Below are 15,783 nucleotides of genomic sequence, written 5' to 3' on the forward strand. Positions count from 1 at the left end.
TCGTGCCTCCTCGCAATGACGGTTAAGCTTCCTCGCTTTGCAGCTGCCGCTCGTAGAGCGCGCGGTAGAGGCCGTTGGGGTCCTGCATGAGGGCCTCGTGGGTGCCGTGCTGCACAATCTGACCGTCATCGAGCACCAGAATTTCGTCGGCCAGCTTCACGGAGCTTACCCGGTGGCTGATGATGAGGCTGGTGCGGTTGTGCATGATGCGCTGGAGCGCATTCAGAATGGCGTTTTCGGTGTTGGTGTCTACGGCCGACAGGGCGTCGTCCAGAATTAGGATTTTGGGCTCCTTCACCAGGGCCCGGGCAATGCTCACGCGCTGCTTCTGCCCGCCCGAGAGCGTGATGCCCCGCTCGCCCAGCTTCGTATCGAAGCCCTCCGGGAAGCGCATGATGTTGTCGTACACATTGGCATCCTTGGCGGCCTGCTGCATGCGGGCCTCATCGGGCTCATCCAAGCCGAAGTTGATGTTGTTGCGGATGCTGTCAGAGAACAGGAACACATCCTGGGGTACGTAGCCAATCTGCCCGCGCAGGGTGCGCAGCGACAGGTCGCGTACGTCCTCGTTATCTACCCGAATGCTGCCTTCCATTACGTCGTAGAGACGGGCGAGCAGGGCGGCCACGGTGCTTTTACCTGAGCCGGTGTTGCCGATGACGGCCAGCGTTTGGCCGTGCCGAATGCGGAACGACACGTCGCGCAGGGCCTGAATGCCGGTGTCGGGGTAAGTGAACGATACGTGGTCGAACACGATGTCGCCCTGCAGCTCCAGCTCCAGGTTCTGGCGCGACACGATGTCCGTTTGCTGGTGCATGAACTCGTTGATGCGGGCCTGGGAGGCTTCGGCGCGCTGCACCAGGGAGCTGGTCCAGCCCAGCGCCGTTACGGGCCAAGTGAGCAGGTTCACGTAAATCAGGAACTCGGCAATGCTGCCCGTGGTGATGGTGCCCCGAATCACTTCCTGCCCGCCAATCCAGACAGTGATGATGGTGCTCAGCCCAATCAGGAACAGAATCAGCGGGAAAAACAGTGAATTCACAAAGTTCAGGCTCAGGCTTTTCTGCTTGTACTCCTCCGACGCCACCGCAAACTGCTGCCGCGAGTCTTCCTCCCGCACAAACGACTTAATCACGCGGATGCCCGAAAACGCCTCCTGCACGAAAGTGGTCATGCCGGCCAAAGAGCGCTGAATCTCGTCGCTCTTCTTCTCAATAAGGTTGTTCACGTAGAAGATGCTCACGCTCAGGATGGGCAGCGGCAGCAGGGTGTAGAGCGTCAGCTTCACGTTCACCATGAACATGAGCGGCACGATGAGCAGGAACAGAATCACGAGCTGCATGAAGTACATGAGCGCCGGCCCGATGTACATACGCACCCGCCCCACGTCCTCCGAAATGCGCGACATCAAATCGCCGGTGCTGTGGCGGCGGTAGAAGCTCAGCGGCAGGCTCTGGTAGTGCTGGTAGATTTCGTTTTTCTGGTCGTTTTCCACGTGTCGGCTCATCACAATGAGCGTCTGGCGCATGAAGAACAGGAAGATGCCGCGCAGCAGCGCCATCAGCAGAATCAGGATGCCGTACAGCAGCACGTTGCGCCCGAACAGCTCGTACACCTGGCTCTGGGCCTGGGTGCCGGCGTAGAGGTGGTACAGGTCGATACCTTCCCCTACCAGATCGAAGGCGTAGCGCACAATCTGGGCCGGGAAGATGGCCAGCAGCGTGCTGAGGGCCACAAACAGCACACCCCCGAGGAAGTGCCACTTGTAGCAAAACAGATACTTATTGGTAGCGGAAAGTGCGCGCACGGTAGATGGGGTATGGGGGAAGGAGGGTGCGTGGGCTGAGATTGGAGCTAGTTACCCTCCTTGGAAAGGAGGGGTTAGGGGCGGTTGATATGCGTCAGAGCATTACTAGTGCTACATCTAAAATCCGTTCTGACAGCATCAACCACCCCTAACCCCTCCTTCCCAAGGAAGAGAACCTTGTTCAGGCGCTGTTAGCATATTTTCAACGGGAGCCGGCAGAAACTAGCAGGTTGGGTAGTAGAAAGTTAAAAGACTGCTAAACGGTTTCGGTGACTGTAAAACGTGGGGATAACGCCCTAGTTGCCAAACGTCTAAACCGAGGAAAAGACGGGTGGTCAGTGGCCGAAATCGGAAAAACGGCGTACTTTTGCACCCGCATTGCGGGCGGTCCTGAGCAAAGGAGCGGGCTGTGGGTTTCATTGAACGACGGGAAAACAGCCACGGGGCGTTGTCATTCGTTTAACGAAACGCGGAGTGCAGCCTCTTTACCAACGCCGCCCAAAGGTACAACAACCACCCCACCCACCTCTTTTTTCCACCCCAACAGCAATGGTAGAAACGAAAGTGCTGACCGAATCGTCGGTCTTCGGGCAAATTGCCGAGTATCAGCATGAGCAGGTAGTATTCTGCCATGACCACGAAACCGGTCTGAAAGCCATCATCGGCATTCACAACACCGTGCTGGGGCCGGCCCTGGGCGGTACCCGCATGTGGCATTACACTTCCGAAGCCGAAGCCCTGAACGACGTGCTGCGCCTGAGCCGGGGCATGACGTATAAAGCCGCTATTTCGGGGTTGAACCTGGGTGGGGGCAAAGCCGTCATCATCGGCGACGCCAAAACGATGAAGACCGAGGCCCTGCTGCGCAAGTTCGGCCGCTTCGTGCAGAACCTCAACGGCAAGTACATCACGGCTGAGGATGTGAACATGACCACCAAGGACATGGAGTACATCCGCATGGAAACCAAGCACGTATCGGGCCTGCCCGAGAGCATGGGCGGCAGCGGCGACCCGTCGCCGGTAACGGCCTACGGCACCTACATGGGCATGAAAGCCGCCGCTAACAAAGCCTTCGGCTCCGACTCATTGGCCGGCAAGCGCGTGGCCGTGCAGGGCGTAGGCCACGTGGGTACCTACCTGATGGAATACCTGCAGAAGGAAGGCGCGCAAATCGTGCTCTGCGACTACTACGAAGACCGCGCCCTGGAAGCCGCCGCCCGCTTCAATGCCCGCATGGTGGGCCTGGATGAAATCTACGACCAAGACGTGGACATCTACTCGCCCTGTGCCCTTGGTGCCACCCTCAACGACGACACCATTTCGCGTCTGAAGGCCCAGGTAGTAGCCGGCTGCGCCAACAACCAGCTGGCCAACGAAGACGTGCACGGCCCCGAGCTGGCGCGCCGCGGCATCATCTACGCCCCCGACTTCCTCATCAACGCCGGCGGCCTCATCAACGTGTGCTCCGAAGTACAGGGCGGCAACCGCCAGTCGGTGATGACCCAGACGGAGCGCATCTACGACATTACCACCCAGGTGCTCCAGAAAGCCGAGCAGGAAGGCAGCCACCCCCAGGCCGCCGCCACCCGCCAGGCCGAGGAGCGCATCGCCGCCATCGGCAAGGTTAAATCAACATACTAATTTGAGTTGCCAGTTGCCGGTTATCAGTTGTCAGTTTAGTGGACTTACTCCTGAACGACACTGGTAACCGGCAACTGACAACTGACAACTCAACCACATGCTCAACCGTCGCACGCTCCGCATCAAGGTCATGCAAGCCCTGTACGCCTATCATCAGGCTGTCGGGTCCGATTTTCTACTCGCCATTGACCGGATTGCGGATGCCTTCGCGCCCGATTTGAACTCGCCGGAGCCCCAGGACCGCAAGATGTTGCAGGGCCAGCGCAAAATGGCCGAGCTCATTTTCAAGGAGTGGCACAAAACCGGCGAGGAGCCGGAAGCCACCGACGACACCGACGTAAACGACGCGGTGAAGGACGCCATCAAGTACTACCAGAAAGCCGTGGGCAAGGATGCCACCTACTACGCCGGTCAGATGGTGTACGCGGCTGAAAGCATTCATAACCAGTACATTCACCTGCTCAACATCCCTGAGGCGCTGCTGCAGGTGATTGAGGAGGAGCGGGTGCGCGACTCCCGCCGCCTCACGGCCGCCAAGGAGCCCCTGCTGGATGCCACGCGCCTGCTGGAAAACAAGGCCATTGAAAAGCTCATCGGCAACCTGCAGCTGCAGGACCTTACCATCCGCCGCGCCATGCGCTGGCACGGCGAGGATGAGTTGGATGCCCTGCGCACCGCCTGGCGCAATGAGATGAAGCAGGACCCGGAGCTGCTGAGCTACCTGGCCGCCCCTGCCGGCAGCTACGAGGAAGACCAGGAAATCCTCAAGCATCTCTACAAAACCTACGTGTTCAAGGGCGAAAGCCTGCCGGCCTACATTGAGGAGGACGACCTGAACTGGGAGGAAAACCGCGCCGTGGTGAAAAACCTGGTCATCAAGACGGTGAAGATGCTCGATGAGGCCGCCGACGAAAACCTGGTGCTTATGTCGCTGTCGGCCAACTGGCAGGAAGACAAGGAGTTTGCCGAGAGCCTCTACCAGCAAACCCTGGCCGACGACGAGAAGTACGAAAAACTCATTGCCGAATCAGTGCAGAACTGGGACGTGGAGCGCGTGGCCCTCACCGACAAGATTCTGCTGAAGATGGCCCTCTGCGAGATGCACCTGTTCCGGGCCATTCCGGTGAAAGTGACCATCAACGAGTACATCGAAATCAGCAAGATGTACTCCACGCCCAAGAGCAAGCAGTTTGTAAACGGTATTCTGGACAAGCTGGCCCAGGACCTGACGGCCAGCGGCGCTATCCGCAAGTCGGGCCGGGGGCTGCTGGACAACCAGTAAAACCATTGGCGGCCTACTAGAACGTCATGCAGAGGCGCAGCCGAAGCATCTCGCGTGCTGATGTTGGTAAATTAATTCAGACATCAGCACGCGAGATTCCTCGACTCCGCTGCGCTGCGCTCGGAATGACGTTCCAGTGGAGGGCTATATCTTCCGGCGCTTTTTTACGTACTATTGGGCACTCCCAATGCTCACGTCATTTTCCACCTGTACTCACTTCTAAGCAAGAAATATGAGTAGCAAAACCACCACCGGCATTCTGTGCTTCGCCGGCGGCGCCCTCACCGGGGCCGTAATCGGACTTCTGTATGCGCCCGAAAAGGGCCGCGAAACCCGCAGCTGGCTGAGCTATCAGCTGGAGAAATACCGCGAAACCCTGGCCGACCTCACCGAAAACTTGGTGACCAGCCGCGCCGACCAGGGCCCCAGCTCCGCCAAGAGCGAAGGCCAGCGTGTAATTCAGGACGCGAAAAGTAAAGCCGAACAGCTGCTCGGCGACGTGGACCAGCTTATCAACCAGATTAACTCCCGCAAAACGGTATAGCCAAATGTGGGAAATGCGAAAATGTGCGAATGTGCCCTCGAACCATCTGGGCACGTTCGCACATTTTCATTTTCTTCATTTTCAGCACCCGCCGGTAGGCGGTACCTTTGTACAAAATTGTGGGATTGGGCCGGTTGTTGCGGTCCGCCCCGCCTAGTACCCCCGCGAGCTGCTCTCCTCCGCTGCCCGGCTCGCCTTCCTCTTGCCCATTAACCCAACTCAATAGCATGCATCTCATCACGCTCATCCCCGGCGACGGCATTGGCCCCGAAATCACGAAAGCAGTAACCGATATTTTCGCGGCGGCCCAGGTGCCCGTGCAGTGGGAGGAACAGAACGCCGGCCAGACCACCTTCGACCAGTCGGGCGAGCTGATTCCGCAGGCCCTGCTCACGTCGCTGGAGAAGAACAAGGTGGCCCTGAAAGGTCCCATCACCACGCCGGTAGGCAAGGGCTTCCGCAGCATCAACGTAACGCTGCGCCAGAAGTACGACCTGTACCAGAACGTACGCCCCAGCAAAACCACAGCTGGTATCAAGACCCGCTACGAGGGCATTGACCTGGTGCTGTTCCGCGAGAACACCGAGGGCCTGTACGCCGGCCTGGAAATCTGGGATGAGCACAACGGCATTGGCGACTCCATTGCCCGCGTGACGGTGAAAGGTGCCCGCAACATCTGCCGCGCGGCCTTTGCCTACGCCGCCAAGCACGGCCGCAAAAAGGTAACGCTGGCCCACAAAGCCAACATCCTGAAAGTGCCCGGCAAAATCATGCTGGACGCGGCCCAGGAAGCCGCCCGCGAGTTTCCGCAGGTGCAGTACGAGGAGAAAATCATCGACAATATGTGCATGCAGCTGGTGGGCAAGCCCGAGCAGTTTGATGTGATTGTGACCACCAACCTGTTCGGCGACATCCTCTCCGATCTGTGCGCCGGCCTGGTAGGCGGCCTGGGCGTGGTAGCCGGTGCCAACATCGGCGACGACATGGCCATCTTCGAGGCTGTGCACGGCTCGGCTCCCGACATTGCCGGCCAGGGCAAAGCCAACCCCACTGCTCTGCTCCGCTCGGCCCTGATGATGCTCCACCACATTGGAGAGCACGAGCAGGCCGTGAAAATCGAAAAAGCCCTGGAGCTGACCCTGCAGGACAAAGCCAAGTGCACCGGCGACTTGGGCGGCTCGGCTTCCACCTCGGAATTCGCCCAAGCCATCATCGACAACCTGGGCAAATAGGTTCTCGCGTATAAAAGAACGTCATTCCGAGCGGAGCCGAGGAATCTCGCGTGTTGATGTTGTAGAAGTAACTCTACCGTCAGCACGCGAGATTCCTCGGCTGCGCTCGGAATGACGTTCTAATACCAACAATCAATTACCTTTAACGCCCTGAAGACCACCGACGGACTTCTTTTCCTGATCCTTATGAAACGTACGCTGTTTTCTGCCGTTCTGCTTTCCGGCGCGCTGCTGATGGGCGCCTGCAACAACAATAAGACCGCTGAGGTGGGCACCGAGGGCATGAATGCCGCCGCTGCCAACGCCAACGAGGCCGCTGCCAACCCCACCGTTGACAACCCCAACGTAACCAACGAAACGGAGGCCCCGAACCCCAACGCCCCGGTAATGACCTTCGCCGTATCGGAGCACGATTTCGGCGACATCAAGCCCGGCGAAGTGGTGAAGCACACCTTTGAATTCACCAACACCGGCAAGTCGCCGCTGCTGATTGAGAATGCTACGGCCAGCTGCGGCTGCACCACGCCCAACTGGACCAAGGAGCCCATTCAGCCCGGCGCTAAAGGCACCATCGACGTGCAGTTCGACTCGCACGGCAAAATGGGTATGCAGAATAAAGAGGTTGCCATTCAGGCCAACACCCAGCCCAGCATCACCAAAGTGGTGATTAAAGCCAACGTGCTGAGCGAGGGCCAGAACGGTCCCACCCGCTAAGCCATACACTGCCCCAGCGGGGCTTTACAGAAAGTTGAGGCATGACCAACCGGTCAGCGCTTCAACTTTCTGGTTTTTAGTGTTTACCAGATTTCACTCGCATGCTCGCAACCCTATTTCTACAAGCTGCCCCCGCAACGGGTAGCAGCCTGATCAGCTACCTGCCTATTGTGGGGATGGTCATTGTCATGTACTTCTTCATGATCCGGCCCCAGCAGAAGCGTTCCGCTGACGCCAAAAAATTCCGGGCCGCGCTGGGCAAAGGCTCCAATGTGGTAACCATTGGCGGGTTGCACGGTAAAGTGGTGGACCTGACTGAGGAGACTGTGACGGTAGAAGTGGACAAAGGCGTGCGCCTACGCTTCGACCGCTCGGCTATTGCTCGCGAAGTGACCAGCAAAAACGCTACGCCCGCCGCGTAGTGCCCGGCGTTACCTGCTGCAAAGGCCCCGGCCAAAGTATCCTTTCAGGCTACCCCAGTTTGGAAAGGTGCTTTAGTCGGGGCTTCGGCGTATCTAGGGGCAGTAGCACCGCAACCGGCTAGTTAGTACCTTGCCAGCCCCCATCATTCTGCCCGTTGCTGTGTCGTCTGTTCGTCCTACCCGTTGGCTGCGCTGGTTTATCAACCCGTTTTACGGGCAGGAGCGGAGCTATTGGCGGGCCGTAACGGCGTGCTTCCTGGTAGCCAGTACCTTCTGGCTGCTCAATGCTCTCAACAAGACGTACACCACGCGTATTACTTACCCACTGGCCTGGCGCTACGACGAAAGCCGCTTTGTGCCGGTGCAGCCGCTGCCCACGGAGGTGCCTGTAAACGTAACCGGCCGTGGCTGGAAGCTACTGCGGCGGCAACTGCTGCTGGACGTAAAACCTGCCGAGTTGACGCTGAGTACGCCCGCCACTACCCGCTACCTCACGGCCCGTGCTTTGCGGCCGGCGCTGCAGCAGGCCATGGAAGGCCTGCAGTTCAACTACCTGCTCTCGGATACGTTGTGGGTGGAGCTGGACCGGCTGGTGAGCCGCCGGGTGCCCCTGGCTTTGAGCCCGGCAACCAACGGGCTGGCCCTGCCCTATGATGCCCGGTTTGAGCCCGCGCAGGTTGTGTTTCGGGGTCCGGAAAGCAAAATCAGCACCCTGCCCGACCCGTACCCGGTGCATCTGCCCACGGCCCCGGCCGGCTCCAGCACCGGCGACATCCGGGTGCCCATTGGCGGCCCGGATCTGGTGCAGACCAACGTGCAGGACGTGCGCGTACGGCTGCTGCGCCGCCCGGTTATTACCATTCCGGTAGATGTGGTGCCCGAACTGCTGGATGCCCCGGCGGGCCGAAAGTATAGCTTCACGCCGGCTACTGTGCGGGTGCGGCTGCAGTTTTTTCCGGAAGATACGGTCGGCTTCCGGCCTGAGCAGGTGCGGGTACAGCTGCACTACGGCCAGTTTACCAACCAGGATTCCAGCCTGCGCCCCTTCCTGTCGGAGAAACCGGCCCGGGCCCGGGGCTACCTGGTGCTCACGCGCGGCGTAAAGGTGCGGTAGGAGAGTTGAATGATGAAATGGTGATGCCTTAGCGGAGTAGCGGGCACTTTCATGGCTATCAACTCCTACATTCTGTCTTCTCGTGCCATACCCCCCAATTCATAACTCATCATTCATAACTCAACTCTCCCCAGCGTATGCTGCAAATCGGAATTACGGGCGGAATCGGTTCCGGCAAGAGCGTGGTGTGCCGGCTGTTTCAGGTGCTGGACGCGCCGGTGTACGACTCGGATGCCCGCGCCAAATGGGTAATGGCCCACGATGCGCAGTTGCGCGACGAGCTGACGGCTGCTTTTGGTCCCGAAACCTTCGATGCCCAGGGCCAGCTTAACCGCGCCTACCTAGCCCGCGTGGCCTTCCCCGACCCGGTGCAGCTGGCCCGCCTTAATTCGCTGGTACACCCGCATGTAGGCCGTGATTTTGCGGAATGGGCGACTGCCCGCCAAGCCGAGGGCCACGCCTACATCCTTAAAGAAGCCGCCCTGCTCTACGAATCGGGCGCGTACCGACAGCTTGATCGGGTTATCACCGTGTTTGCCCCCCAGACCCTGCGCCAGGCCCGGGTGCTGCGCCGCGACCCGCACCGCACCCCCGAGGATATCCTCACCATCATCGGCAAGCAGATGAGTGAGGAGGAGAAACTGGCCCGCGCCGATTACGTGGTCCATAACGACGACGAGCAACTGCTCATTCCGCAGGTGCTGAAGCTGGACGCGGAGTTTCGGGCGTAGAGACGCAATATCTTGCGTCTTGTCATTGCTGATGTTGCTTGTCCAGAACCAATCGTTCAACGACGAGACGCAAGATGTTGCGTCTCTACACGCAAAAGCCCCTGACGCCAGCACGGACGTCAGGGGCTTTCTGCTGTTCAAGAGTTGGCGCTTTGGTAAGGACGGATTGCTTCGTCGTGCCTCCTCTAAATGACAGTGTTGCTACCGAATAATCGGGCACCGTTCGAAGGGGCGGGTGCGGTCGAACTGGTAGCGGTAGGTGGTGTGGGTTTTGTAGATGCGGGCCCCGATGGAGCGCGTGACGGCCAGCATGCGGGGGTTAAAGTCGCCAATCCAGTTCATTTCGATGTCGTGGTAGCCGGCGCGCATGAACTCGTGGCGGGCGTGCACCATCAAGGCGCTTTCCACGCCCTTGCCCTGCCAGGCCGGCACCACCCCGAAGATGACGCCGAACAGCTTTTTGTCGCGCCGCTGCTCGTATTTGCGCTTTTCCCAGAGGAAGCGCAGCTTGGCCCACAGGTTGAAGTTGCGGCCCACGTGCTTGAAAATCTGGTTCAGCTCGGGCAGGCTCACGAAGAAAGCCACCGGCTCCTCGCCGGCGTAGGCAAACCACAAAATCCGCTCATCCAGCACTGGTTTCATCTGCTTCACTAGGTCGCGGGCCTTGTCCAGGCTCATGGGGTTGATGCCGCTGTGGTTGGCCCAGGCTAGGTTGTAGACGTGGTGGAAGTCGCGGGCCAACTTCTCGGCGTCGCGCTTGTTGGCGTGGCGGAAGCTGAACTCAGGGTGCTCCTGGGCGTATCGCTCGGCGGCTTTGTCGAAGGTGGGGTGCAGGGCGGTGGCCACTTCGCGGTAGCAGGTGTACTGCTTGAAATAGAGCTGGAAGCCGTAGTTCTCGAACAGCTGCTGGTAGTAGGGCTGGTGGAAGAACATGCCGTAGTTGGGCTCGGTGAAGCCATCCGTGAGCAGCCCCCAGAACCGGTCCCGCTCCCCGAAGTTGATGGGCCCGTCCATGGCCGCCAGCCCGCGCTGGGCCAGCCACTGCCGGCAGGCCTCGAACAGCTCGTTGGCGGCCGCCTGGTCGTCGATGCACTCGAAAAAGCCCATGCCGCCCACCGGCTGGGTGGGGTCGGGCTGGGGCGTTTCGTGGTTGATGAAAGCCGCCACCCGGCCGATGACCGTGCCGGCCGCATCGGTCAGCACCCACCGGATGGCCTCGCCATGGGCGAAGTTGTGGTTCTTCTGCGGGTCGAACACCGCTTCAATCTCCTGATCGAGCGGCGAAATCCACTGGGGCTGGTTCTGATAAATCCGGGCGGGCAAATCCAGAAACTGCCGGACGCGGGCCGGCGAATTCACTTCAAGCAAAGGCATGGGAAAGGCAATTGGCAATGGGCAATTGGAAAGGAGCGGTGCTGTCATCCTGAGCGACGACGAAGGACCTTACCATGCCAGCACGAGTCGTTGTTACGAGTATCGTTCTACTGTCATAAGGTCCTTCGCAAGCTCAGGATGACCGCCCCACTAATTGCTCACCGATTTTTTTCAAAGACGGACAGCAATTTAAGGCCATTTACGCGGCGCACGTACACTTCACGGCCCAGGAAGTCGGGGTAGGGGCCGGGGTGCCAGCGGTAGGTGGTGAGGAAGTAGCGGGCCTGGGCCGGCGGCACCATGCTGAGGCGGGCGCGCTCTTTGGGCGGCAGCAGTAGCTGGGCGTTGTGCAGCATCAGGGCCGTGCGGGCCTCGGTAGCGACAGTTACGGTGGCGCTGGAATCGTGGGCCATAATCCACTCCACCCCCTCCCGGCCCGAGAGGCCCCAGTAGTCGCGCTCAAACAGCCGCTCAGCGGTGGGGCCTGGCAGAAAGCTGAAATACACGTTCTGGTAGGGGTGGTCGAGCACCATGCGCAGGGCGGTGTGGCCGAGGCCGAGGACCAGCAAACCAGCCGCCGCATAACCCGCCAGTAGGGCCGGCCGAGTGGTAGCCCGTTGCCAGCCGCGCCAAGCCGCCTGCGCCCCGCGCCCCGCCAGCAGCAGCAGGGCCGGGTACACGAAATACAGGTGCCGCCACCCGTCATATACCACCGAGTGCAGCACGATAATGGCCAGCAGCGGCCCGAAAAACCAGGCCAGCACCAGTAAATCCTGTCGGCCGGCGGTGGTGCGGAGCCAAACCAGCGGCCCGCGTACGGCAGCGGCCACCACTACGGCTACCCCCGCCAGAAACAGCGCCACGTACGGCAGCGGCGTGGTGACCAGTATCCAGACGGGCACGTAATGCCAGGGCAGCTCCCGTACCGATATTTCCTGGCCCAGGTACAGCGTAAGCATATCGGCGCGGTAGCGGCTGAAGCTGCTGAAGGCGGCCGTAAAGTGCTGCCAGGGCTGCTCCCACAGATAGGGCCAGCCGGCTATTACCACGGCTACCAGCAATGGGGCCATCAGCAGCAGGCCTGCCCCCAACCGCCGCCACAAAGCTGGCCGGGCCCAGGCTTCCAGGCCCGCAAACCCAATGGTAAGGGCCGCCAGCAGCACGCCCATAGTGCGTACGTCAATGGCAGCGCCCACCGCCACGGCGTGCAGGGCTGCCCGCGGCCAAGTAGGCCGCCGCAGCCACCGCTGCAGCGTGCCGATGCCCACGGTGAAAAACCCCAGAAACACGAGGTCCTTGTAGTTGTAGAACGATTCGGCAAACATCCTCGGGGAGAGCACCAGGGACGCCGCCACGACCAGCCCCCACGGGCCGCTGCTCAGGTAGCGCGCCCCCACCCGGTACACGGCGTAGGTGCCCGCCACGCAGGTCAGCCAGATGACGAGGTGGCGGAAAAAGTACACGTCGCGGGAGTCCTCCACCCGGGCCACCTTCTCCAGCACCACCAGCGGCAGCTGGTAGAACACGCCGTGGTCCACATCCTGATTTTCGCTCATGTCCGGAATCTGGGCGAAGGTGGCTTGGCGATGGGCCAGCGCGGGGGCCAGTTTCAGGGCCACGTACTTGGCGTTGATGATGCCGTTGAGCCGGTCCAGCTGCTCGTCCCAGCCCACGCCGTAGTCGCGGTGCAAAGCCACGCCCAGCAGCGTCAGCAGCCCGAAAAACGCGCCCACCAGCCAACGAAACCAAACGGGGCGGGCGGGAGCAGGGGTAGAAGGCATACGGGCAGGAATAGAATGGCCGGCTGTCATTCCGAGCGGAGCGAGGAATCTGAAGTAATCAGCGAAGGAAAATCCAGATTCCTCGCTCCGCCCGGAATGACAAGCGGGCGGCTGGAAAGCTGCGGAAACGCCGCTAAATTCGGCAATTCATTCTCAATCCTTATTTTCCATTCTCTAGTGCTGCGCTCCATTCCCCGCTACATCTGGCCCGTGGCCGCGCTGCTGCTCGTCGTTCGGCTGGCGCTCAACCTGGGCCTGAACCCCGGGCTGGAATGGAACTACGATGAGCGCCGCAACGGCCGCATTGCCGATAACTACCTGGCCGGCAGGGGCTACGTCAGCCTCGACCCCGAGCGGAAGCAGCTCCGCCCCGATTCCTTCCACGCCAGCTTTCCGGTGTTCGTGTACGTGGGCTGGAGCCGCGCCGGCCTGCCCCGGCACTACCTTACGCTGCTGGTGTACGCCGCCGCGGCCGGCCTGTATTTGGTGGGCGGGCTGTACGTGCAGCGCACGTTGCGCTACTTCGGGCTGGCCCCAGGGGCGGCCTGGGCAGGGGCGGGGCTCTGGGCGGTGTCGCCGGGGGTGGTGTACTACATCGGGGCGTTCTGGTGGTTCGAAAACCTGGCCCTGCCGCTGCTGATTCTGGTGGTGTACAAGCTGCTGCGGCTGCACGGCGGGCGGCCCCTGCGCTGGCCCGATGCCCTGCTGATTACGGCCAGCGTGGTGCTGTCGTGCCTGTTGCGGGGGTACCTGCTGGCGGTGTACGGGTTGCTGTTCGCGGTATTTCTGGGGTTGATGAGCTGGAAGCCGGCCCGGCCGCGGCAGGCGGCCTGGGGTCTGGGCCTGGGGCTGCTGCTGGCCCTGGGGCTGGCGCACGCGCCCATCTTCCTGAAAAACCACCGCCTGTTCGGGGCCTACACGCTCAGCAACCAGGCCGGCTTCGAGCTGTTGCAGGGCCATAACTCCATCACGCAGGGCCGCTTCATGTTTGACTGGGACGAGCGTCAGAGGCCGTTCGACCAGTTTGTGCGCCGGCATATTCCGCAGCTCGATTCCCTGAATCAGTACCAGGAAAGTCAGGCCCGGGCCCGGCTGGCGCGGGAGTGGGTAGCGGCGCACCCGGCCGGGGAGCTGCGCCTCTGGGCGCGGAAAACGGCTTTGTTCTTCTCCCCCGAAAACTTCATTGCCGACGCGCCCCGCACGCCCTGGAACCCTTTCACGGCGCTTACACTCCTGGCTTTTTTCGGGGTGCTGGTGCTCACGCTGGGGCGCTACCGGGGCCTGCGCTTCCGCGCCGCCGATGCACTGCTGCTCACGCCACTGGTAGCCACGTGGCTGCTGAGTCTGGTGTTTTTTGTGGGGTTCCGGTGGCGGTTTTTTGCCGAGCCGGCCCTGCTGCTGTTTCCAATGCTGGTGGCCGGGCGGCTGGGCTGGCTTCGGTCGGGGCCTACTGCTCAGGATACTGATAGATAGAGAGAATCGGCAGGCCACCGGCCGTTACCCGGTATACCTCCCAGCCCACAGGCGTCACCACGGTGCCCGATTGGCTGCGGTAATCCAGGATAACAAACCGCCCCGGTGCTTTTTCATTCACCACTAGTCGCGCCTGGTCGGCTGGGGGCAGTAGGGTACGGTTGTTTTCAAAGGGCGAAATGTGCTGCGGGTCTACCACAATCTGACCCTGGGGGTAGGTGCTCACCAAGTACTCCAACCCTTGGCGGTAAGCCAGGCCCCAGTAGTCACGCTCAAACCACTGCCCGGCCAGCCGGGCGGGCAGCACGCTGAAATACACCTGCTGCTGCGGGTGCATAAGGACCATGCGCGTGGCGGTAACCAGCAGCTCAACTGCTACTACGCCGGCCCCAACCAACGGAATCCGCCGGCGTTGGACGGCCTTTTGCGCCCAATGCCACGCCTGCCAGCCTCCGCCCACGGCCAGCAGCAATAGGGCCGGATACACAAAATACAGGTGCCGCCATCCATCATACAGCACGGAGTGTAGTCCGATTACCAATGCCAGGGGCGCCAGCAGCCACCCCGCAAATAGCAGATCGAGCCGGCCGGCGTAGGTGCCCAGCACAGCCAGCGGCTGCCGTAGCAACCGGCTCAGCAGGAACAGCAAGCCCATAAGGGCTGCCAGTGTATAAGTGAGCGGGGTGGTAATCAGCAGCCAGACCGGCGCATAATGCCAGGGCAAGGCCTGCGCCGAAACGTACTCGCCCCAGTAGAGGACCTTGCCCGGCCACCGGAAGTGCTGCATGGCCACAAATGCCTCCCGAAAATGATCCAGCGGTGCTGCCCACAGGTAAGGCCAGCCAACGATGCTGGCGCACAAGGCGCAGGCAACATACACGGCCGCCACCAACCCAAGCCGCCGGGCCGGCTGCGTAGGCTGCACCGCTTCTAGCACCAGCAGCACCAGTGTAAACGGCAGGAGCATACTGCCCAGGATGCGAATATCCAGCGCCGCGGCGGTGGCCAGTCCGTGCACCACTGCCCGCCCCGGCGTGGGCCGGACCAGCAGTCGGGCCAGGGTGTACATGCCCACCGTAAACGCGGCCAGGAACACTAGGTCCTTAGCGTTGTAGAACGACTCGGCAAACATGCGCGGTGACAGCACGAACAGCCCCGCCGTGAGCAGCGCCACGTACTGGTTGCGGAAGCGCAGCAAAGCCAGCCGGTACAGAGCCCACACGCCGCCCAGGCACACCAGAAACGTACTTAGGTGCCGCCAGAAATAGTACGTGCGCAGATCGGGGCTGGCCAGCAGCGTATCGAGCAGGGCCAGAGGAAGCTCAAACAGCACGCCGTGGTCATTATCCACGTAGCCCTGCAGCGGGGGCACCGCCTGCAGCGCCGGCTGCTGCGCGGCCCAGCTGGGTGCCAGCAGATCGGCCACATAGCGCAGGCTGACCAACCCGTTCAGGTGGTCCACGGGCTCATCCCAGGATACGCCGTAGTCCTTTACCAGCCAAACGCCCAGCAGCAATAGTCCCCCGAAAAAAACGGGTGCCAGCCAGCGGGGTCCCCGAACCGGGGGAGCAGCAAAAGAGGAAGCCATTCGCGAAACAGACAAACCACACACAGGAAAGCGGCAAGTTACTTTGCGAAGTAGCAAGGGGCTGCCGGCAGGCCGGAAAA

General features: G+C 61.1%; 13 protein-coding genes. 9 read left to right on the plus strand and 4 right to left on the minus strand.

The window, feature by feature from the left end; all coding sequences use genetic code 11:
* Positions 1–22: 22 nt before the first annotated feature.
* On the minus strand, positions 23–1,807 hold the full coding sequence (locus tag EI291_RS13510) for an ABC transporter ATP-binding protein (protein WP_125420738.1): 1,785 nt from the start codon (positions 1,805–1,807) through the stop codon (positions 23–25).
* A 549-nt stretch (positions 1,808–2,356) separates the two neighbouring features.
* Here EI291_RS13510 and EI291_RS13515 point away from each other — a divergent pair.
* The 8 genes from EI291_RS13515 (at position 2,357) to coaE (ending at position 9,487) form a co-directional block, all read left to right on the plus strand.
* Entirely contained in the window at positions 2,357–3,448 is a 1,092-nt protein-coding gene (locus EI291_RS13515; RefSeq protein ID WP_125420740.1) for a Glu/Leu/Phe/Val dehydrogenase dimerization domain-containing protein, read from the plus strand.
* Between the two features lie 97 nt (positions 3,449–3,545).
* Entirely contained in the window at positions 3,546–4,730 is a 1,185-nt protein-coding gene (nusB, locus tag EI291_RS13520; protein WP_125420742.1) for a transcription antitermination factor NusB, read from the plus strand.
* Positions 4,731–4,962: 232 nt separating this feature from the next.
* Positions 4,963–5,274 carry a YtxH domain-containing protein gene (locus EI291_RS13525; protein ID WP_125420744.1) on the plus strand — a complete coding sequence of 104 codons (312 nt, stop codon included), beginning with the start codon at positions 4,963–4,965 and terminating at the stop codon, positions 5,272–5,274.
* A gap of 227 nt (positions 5,275–5,501) precedes the next feature.
* Positions 5,502–6,506: an isocitrate/isopropylmalate dehydrogenase family protein gene (locus EI291_RS13530; protein WP_125420746.1), complete on the plus strand. Its 1,005-nt coding sequence runs from the start codon at positions 5,502–5,504 to the stop codon at positions 6,504–6,506.
* A gap of 186 nt (positions 6,507–6,692) precedes the next feature.
* Positions 6,693–7,220: a DUF1573 domain-containing protein gene (locus EI291_RS13535; protein WP_125420748.1), complete on the plus strand. Its 528-nt coding sequence runs from the start codon at positions 6,693–6,695 to the stop codon at positions 7,218–7,220.
* Positions 7,221–7,321: 101 nt separating this feature from the next.
* The gene (yajC, locus tag EI291_RS13540) at positions 7,322–7,642 is read left to right on the plus strand and encodes a preprotein translocase subunit YajC (RefSeq protein WP_125420750.1); all 321 of its coding nucleotides are present in this window, start codon (positions 7,322–7,324) and stop codon (positions 7,640–7,642) included.
* A 160-nt stretch (positions 7,643–7,802) separates the two neighbouring features.
* Positions 7,803–8,756: a YbbR-like domain-containing protein gene (locus tag EI291_RS13545; RefSeq protein WP_125420752.1), complete on the plus strand. Its 954-nt coding sequence runs from the start codon at positions 7,803–7,805 to the stop codon at positions 8,754–8,756.
* 137 nt (positions 8,757–8,893) lie between these two features.
* Positions 8,894–9,487: a dephospho-CoA kinase gene (gene coaE, locus EI291_RS13550; RefSeq protein ID WP_125420754.1), complete on the plus strand. Its 594-nt coding sequence runs from the start codon at positions 8,894–8,896 to the stop codon at positions 9,485–9,487.
* Positions 9,488–9,688: 201 nt separating this feature from the next.
* On the opposite strand, the gene EI291_RS13555 is transcribed toward coaE, so the two are convergent.
* Together EI291_RS13555 and EI291_RS13560 are read right to left on the minus strand one after the other, a co-directional pair.
* Positions 9,689–10,861, minus strand: a complete 1,173-nt coding sequence (locus EI291_RS13555) for a GNAT family N-acetyltransferase (protein ID WP_125420756.1) — start codon at positions 10,859–10,861, stop codon at positions 9,689–9,691.
* Positions 10,862–11,019: 158 nt separating this feature from the next.
* Positions 11,020–12,642 carry an ArnT family glycosyltransferase gene (locus tag EI291_RS13560; protein WP_125420758.1) on the minus strand — a complete coding sequence of 541 codons (1,623 nt, stop codon included), beginning with the start codon at positions 12,640–12,642 and terminating at the stop codon, positions 11,020–11,022.
* A 177-nt stretch (positions 12,643–12,819) separates the two neighbouring features.
* Here EI291_RS13560 and EI291_RS13565 point away from each other — a divergent pair, with 177 nt between their 5' ends.
* Positions 12,820–14,115 (plus strand): hypothetical protein, encoded by a 1,296-nt coding sequence (locus EI291_RS13565; protein WP_125420760.1) that lies wholly within the window; start codon positions 12,820–12,822, stop codon positions 14,113–14,115.
* Here EI291_RS13565 and EI291_RS13570 read toward each other — a convergent pair.
* The gene (locus EI291_RS13570; RefSeq protein ID WP_125420762.1) at positions 14,090–15,703 is read right to left on the minus strand and encodes an ArnT family glycosyltransferase; all 1,614 of its coding nucleotides are present in this window, start codon (positions 15,701–15,703) and stop codon (positions 14,090–14,092) included. The two genes, EI291_RS13565 and EI291_RS13570, sit on opposite strands and share 26 nt — an antisense overlap.
* Between the last annotated feature and the right edge of the window lie 80 nt (positions 15,704–15,783).

The sequence above is a fragment of the Hymenobacter rigui genome, assembly GCF_003944715.1.
GTDB classification, from domain to species: domain Bacteria; phylum Bacteroidota; class Bacteroidia; order Cytophagales; family Hymenobacteraceae; genus Hymenobacter; species Hymenobacter rigui.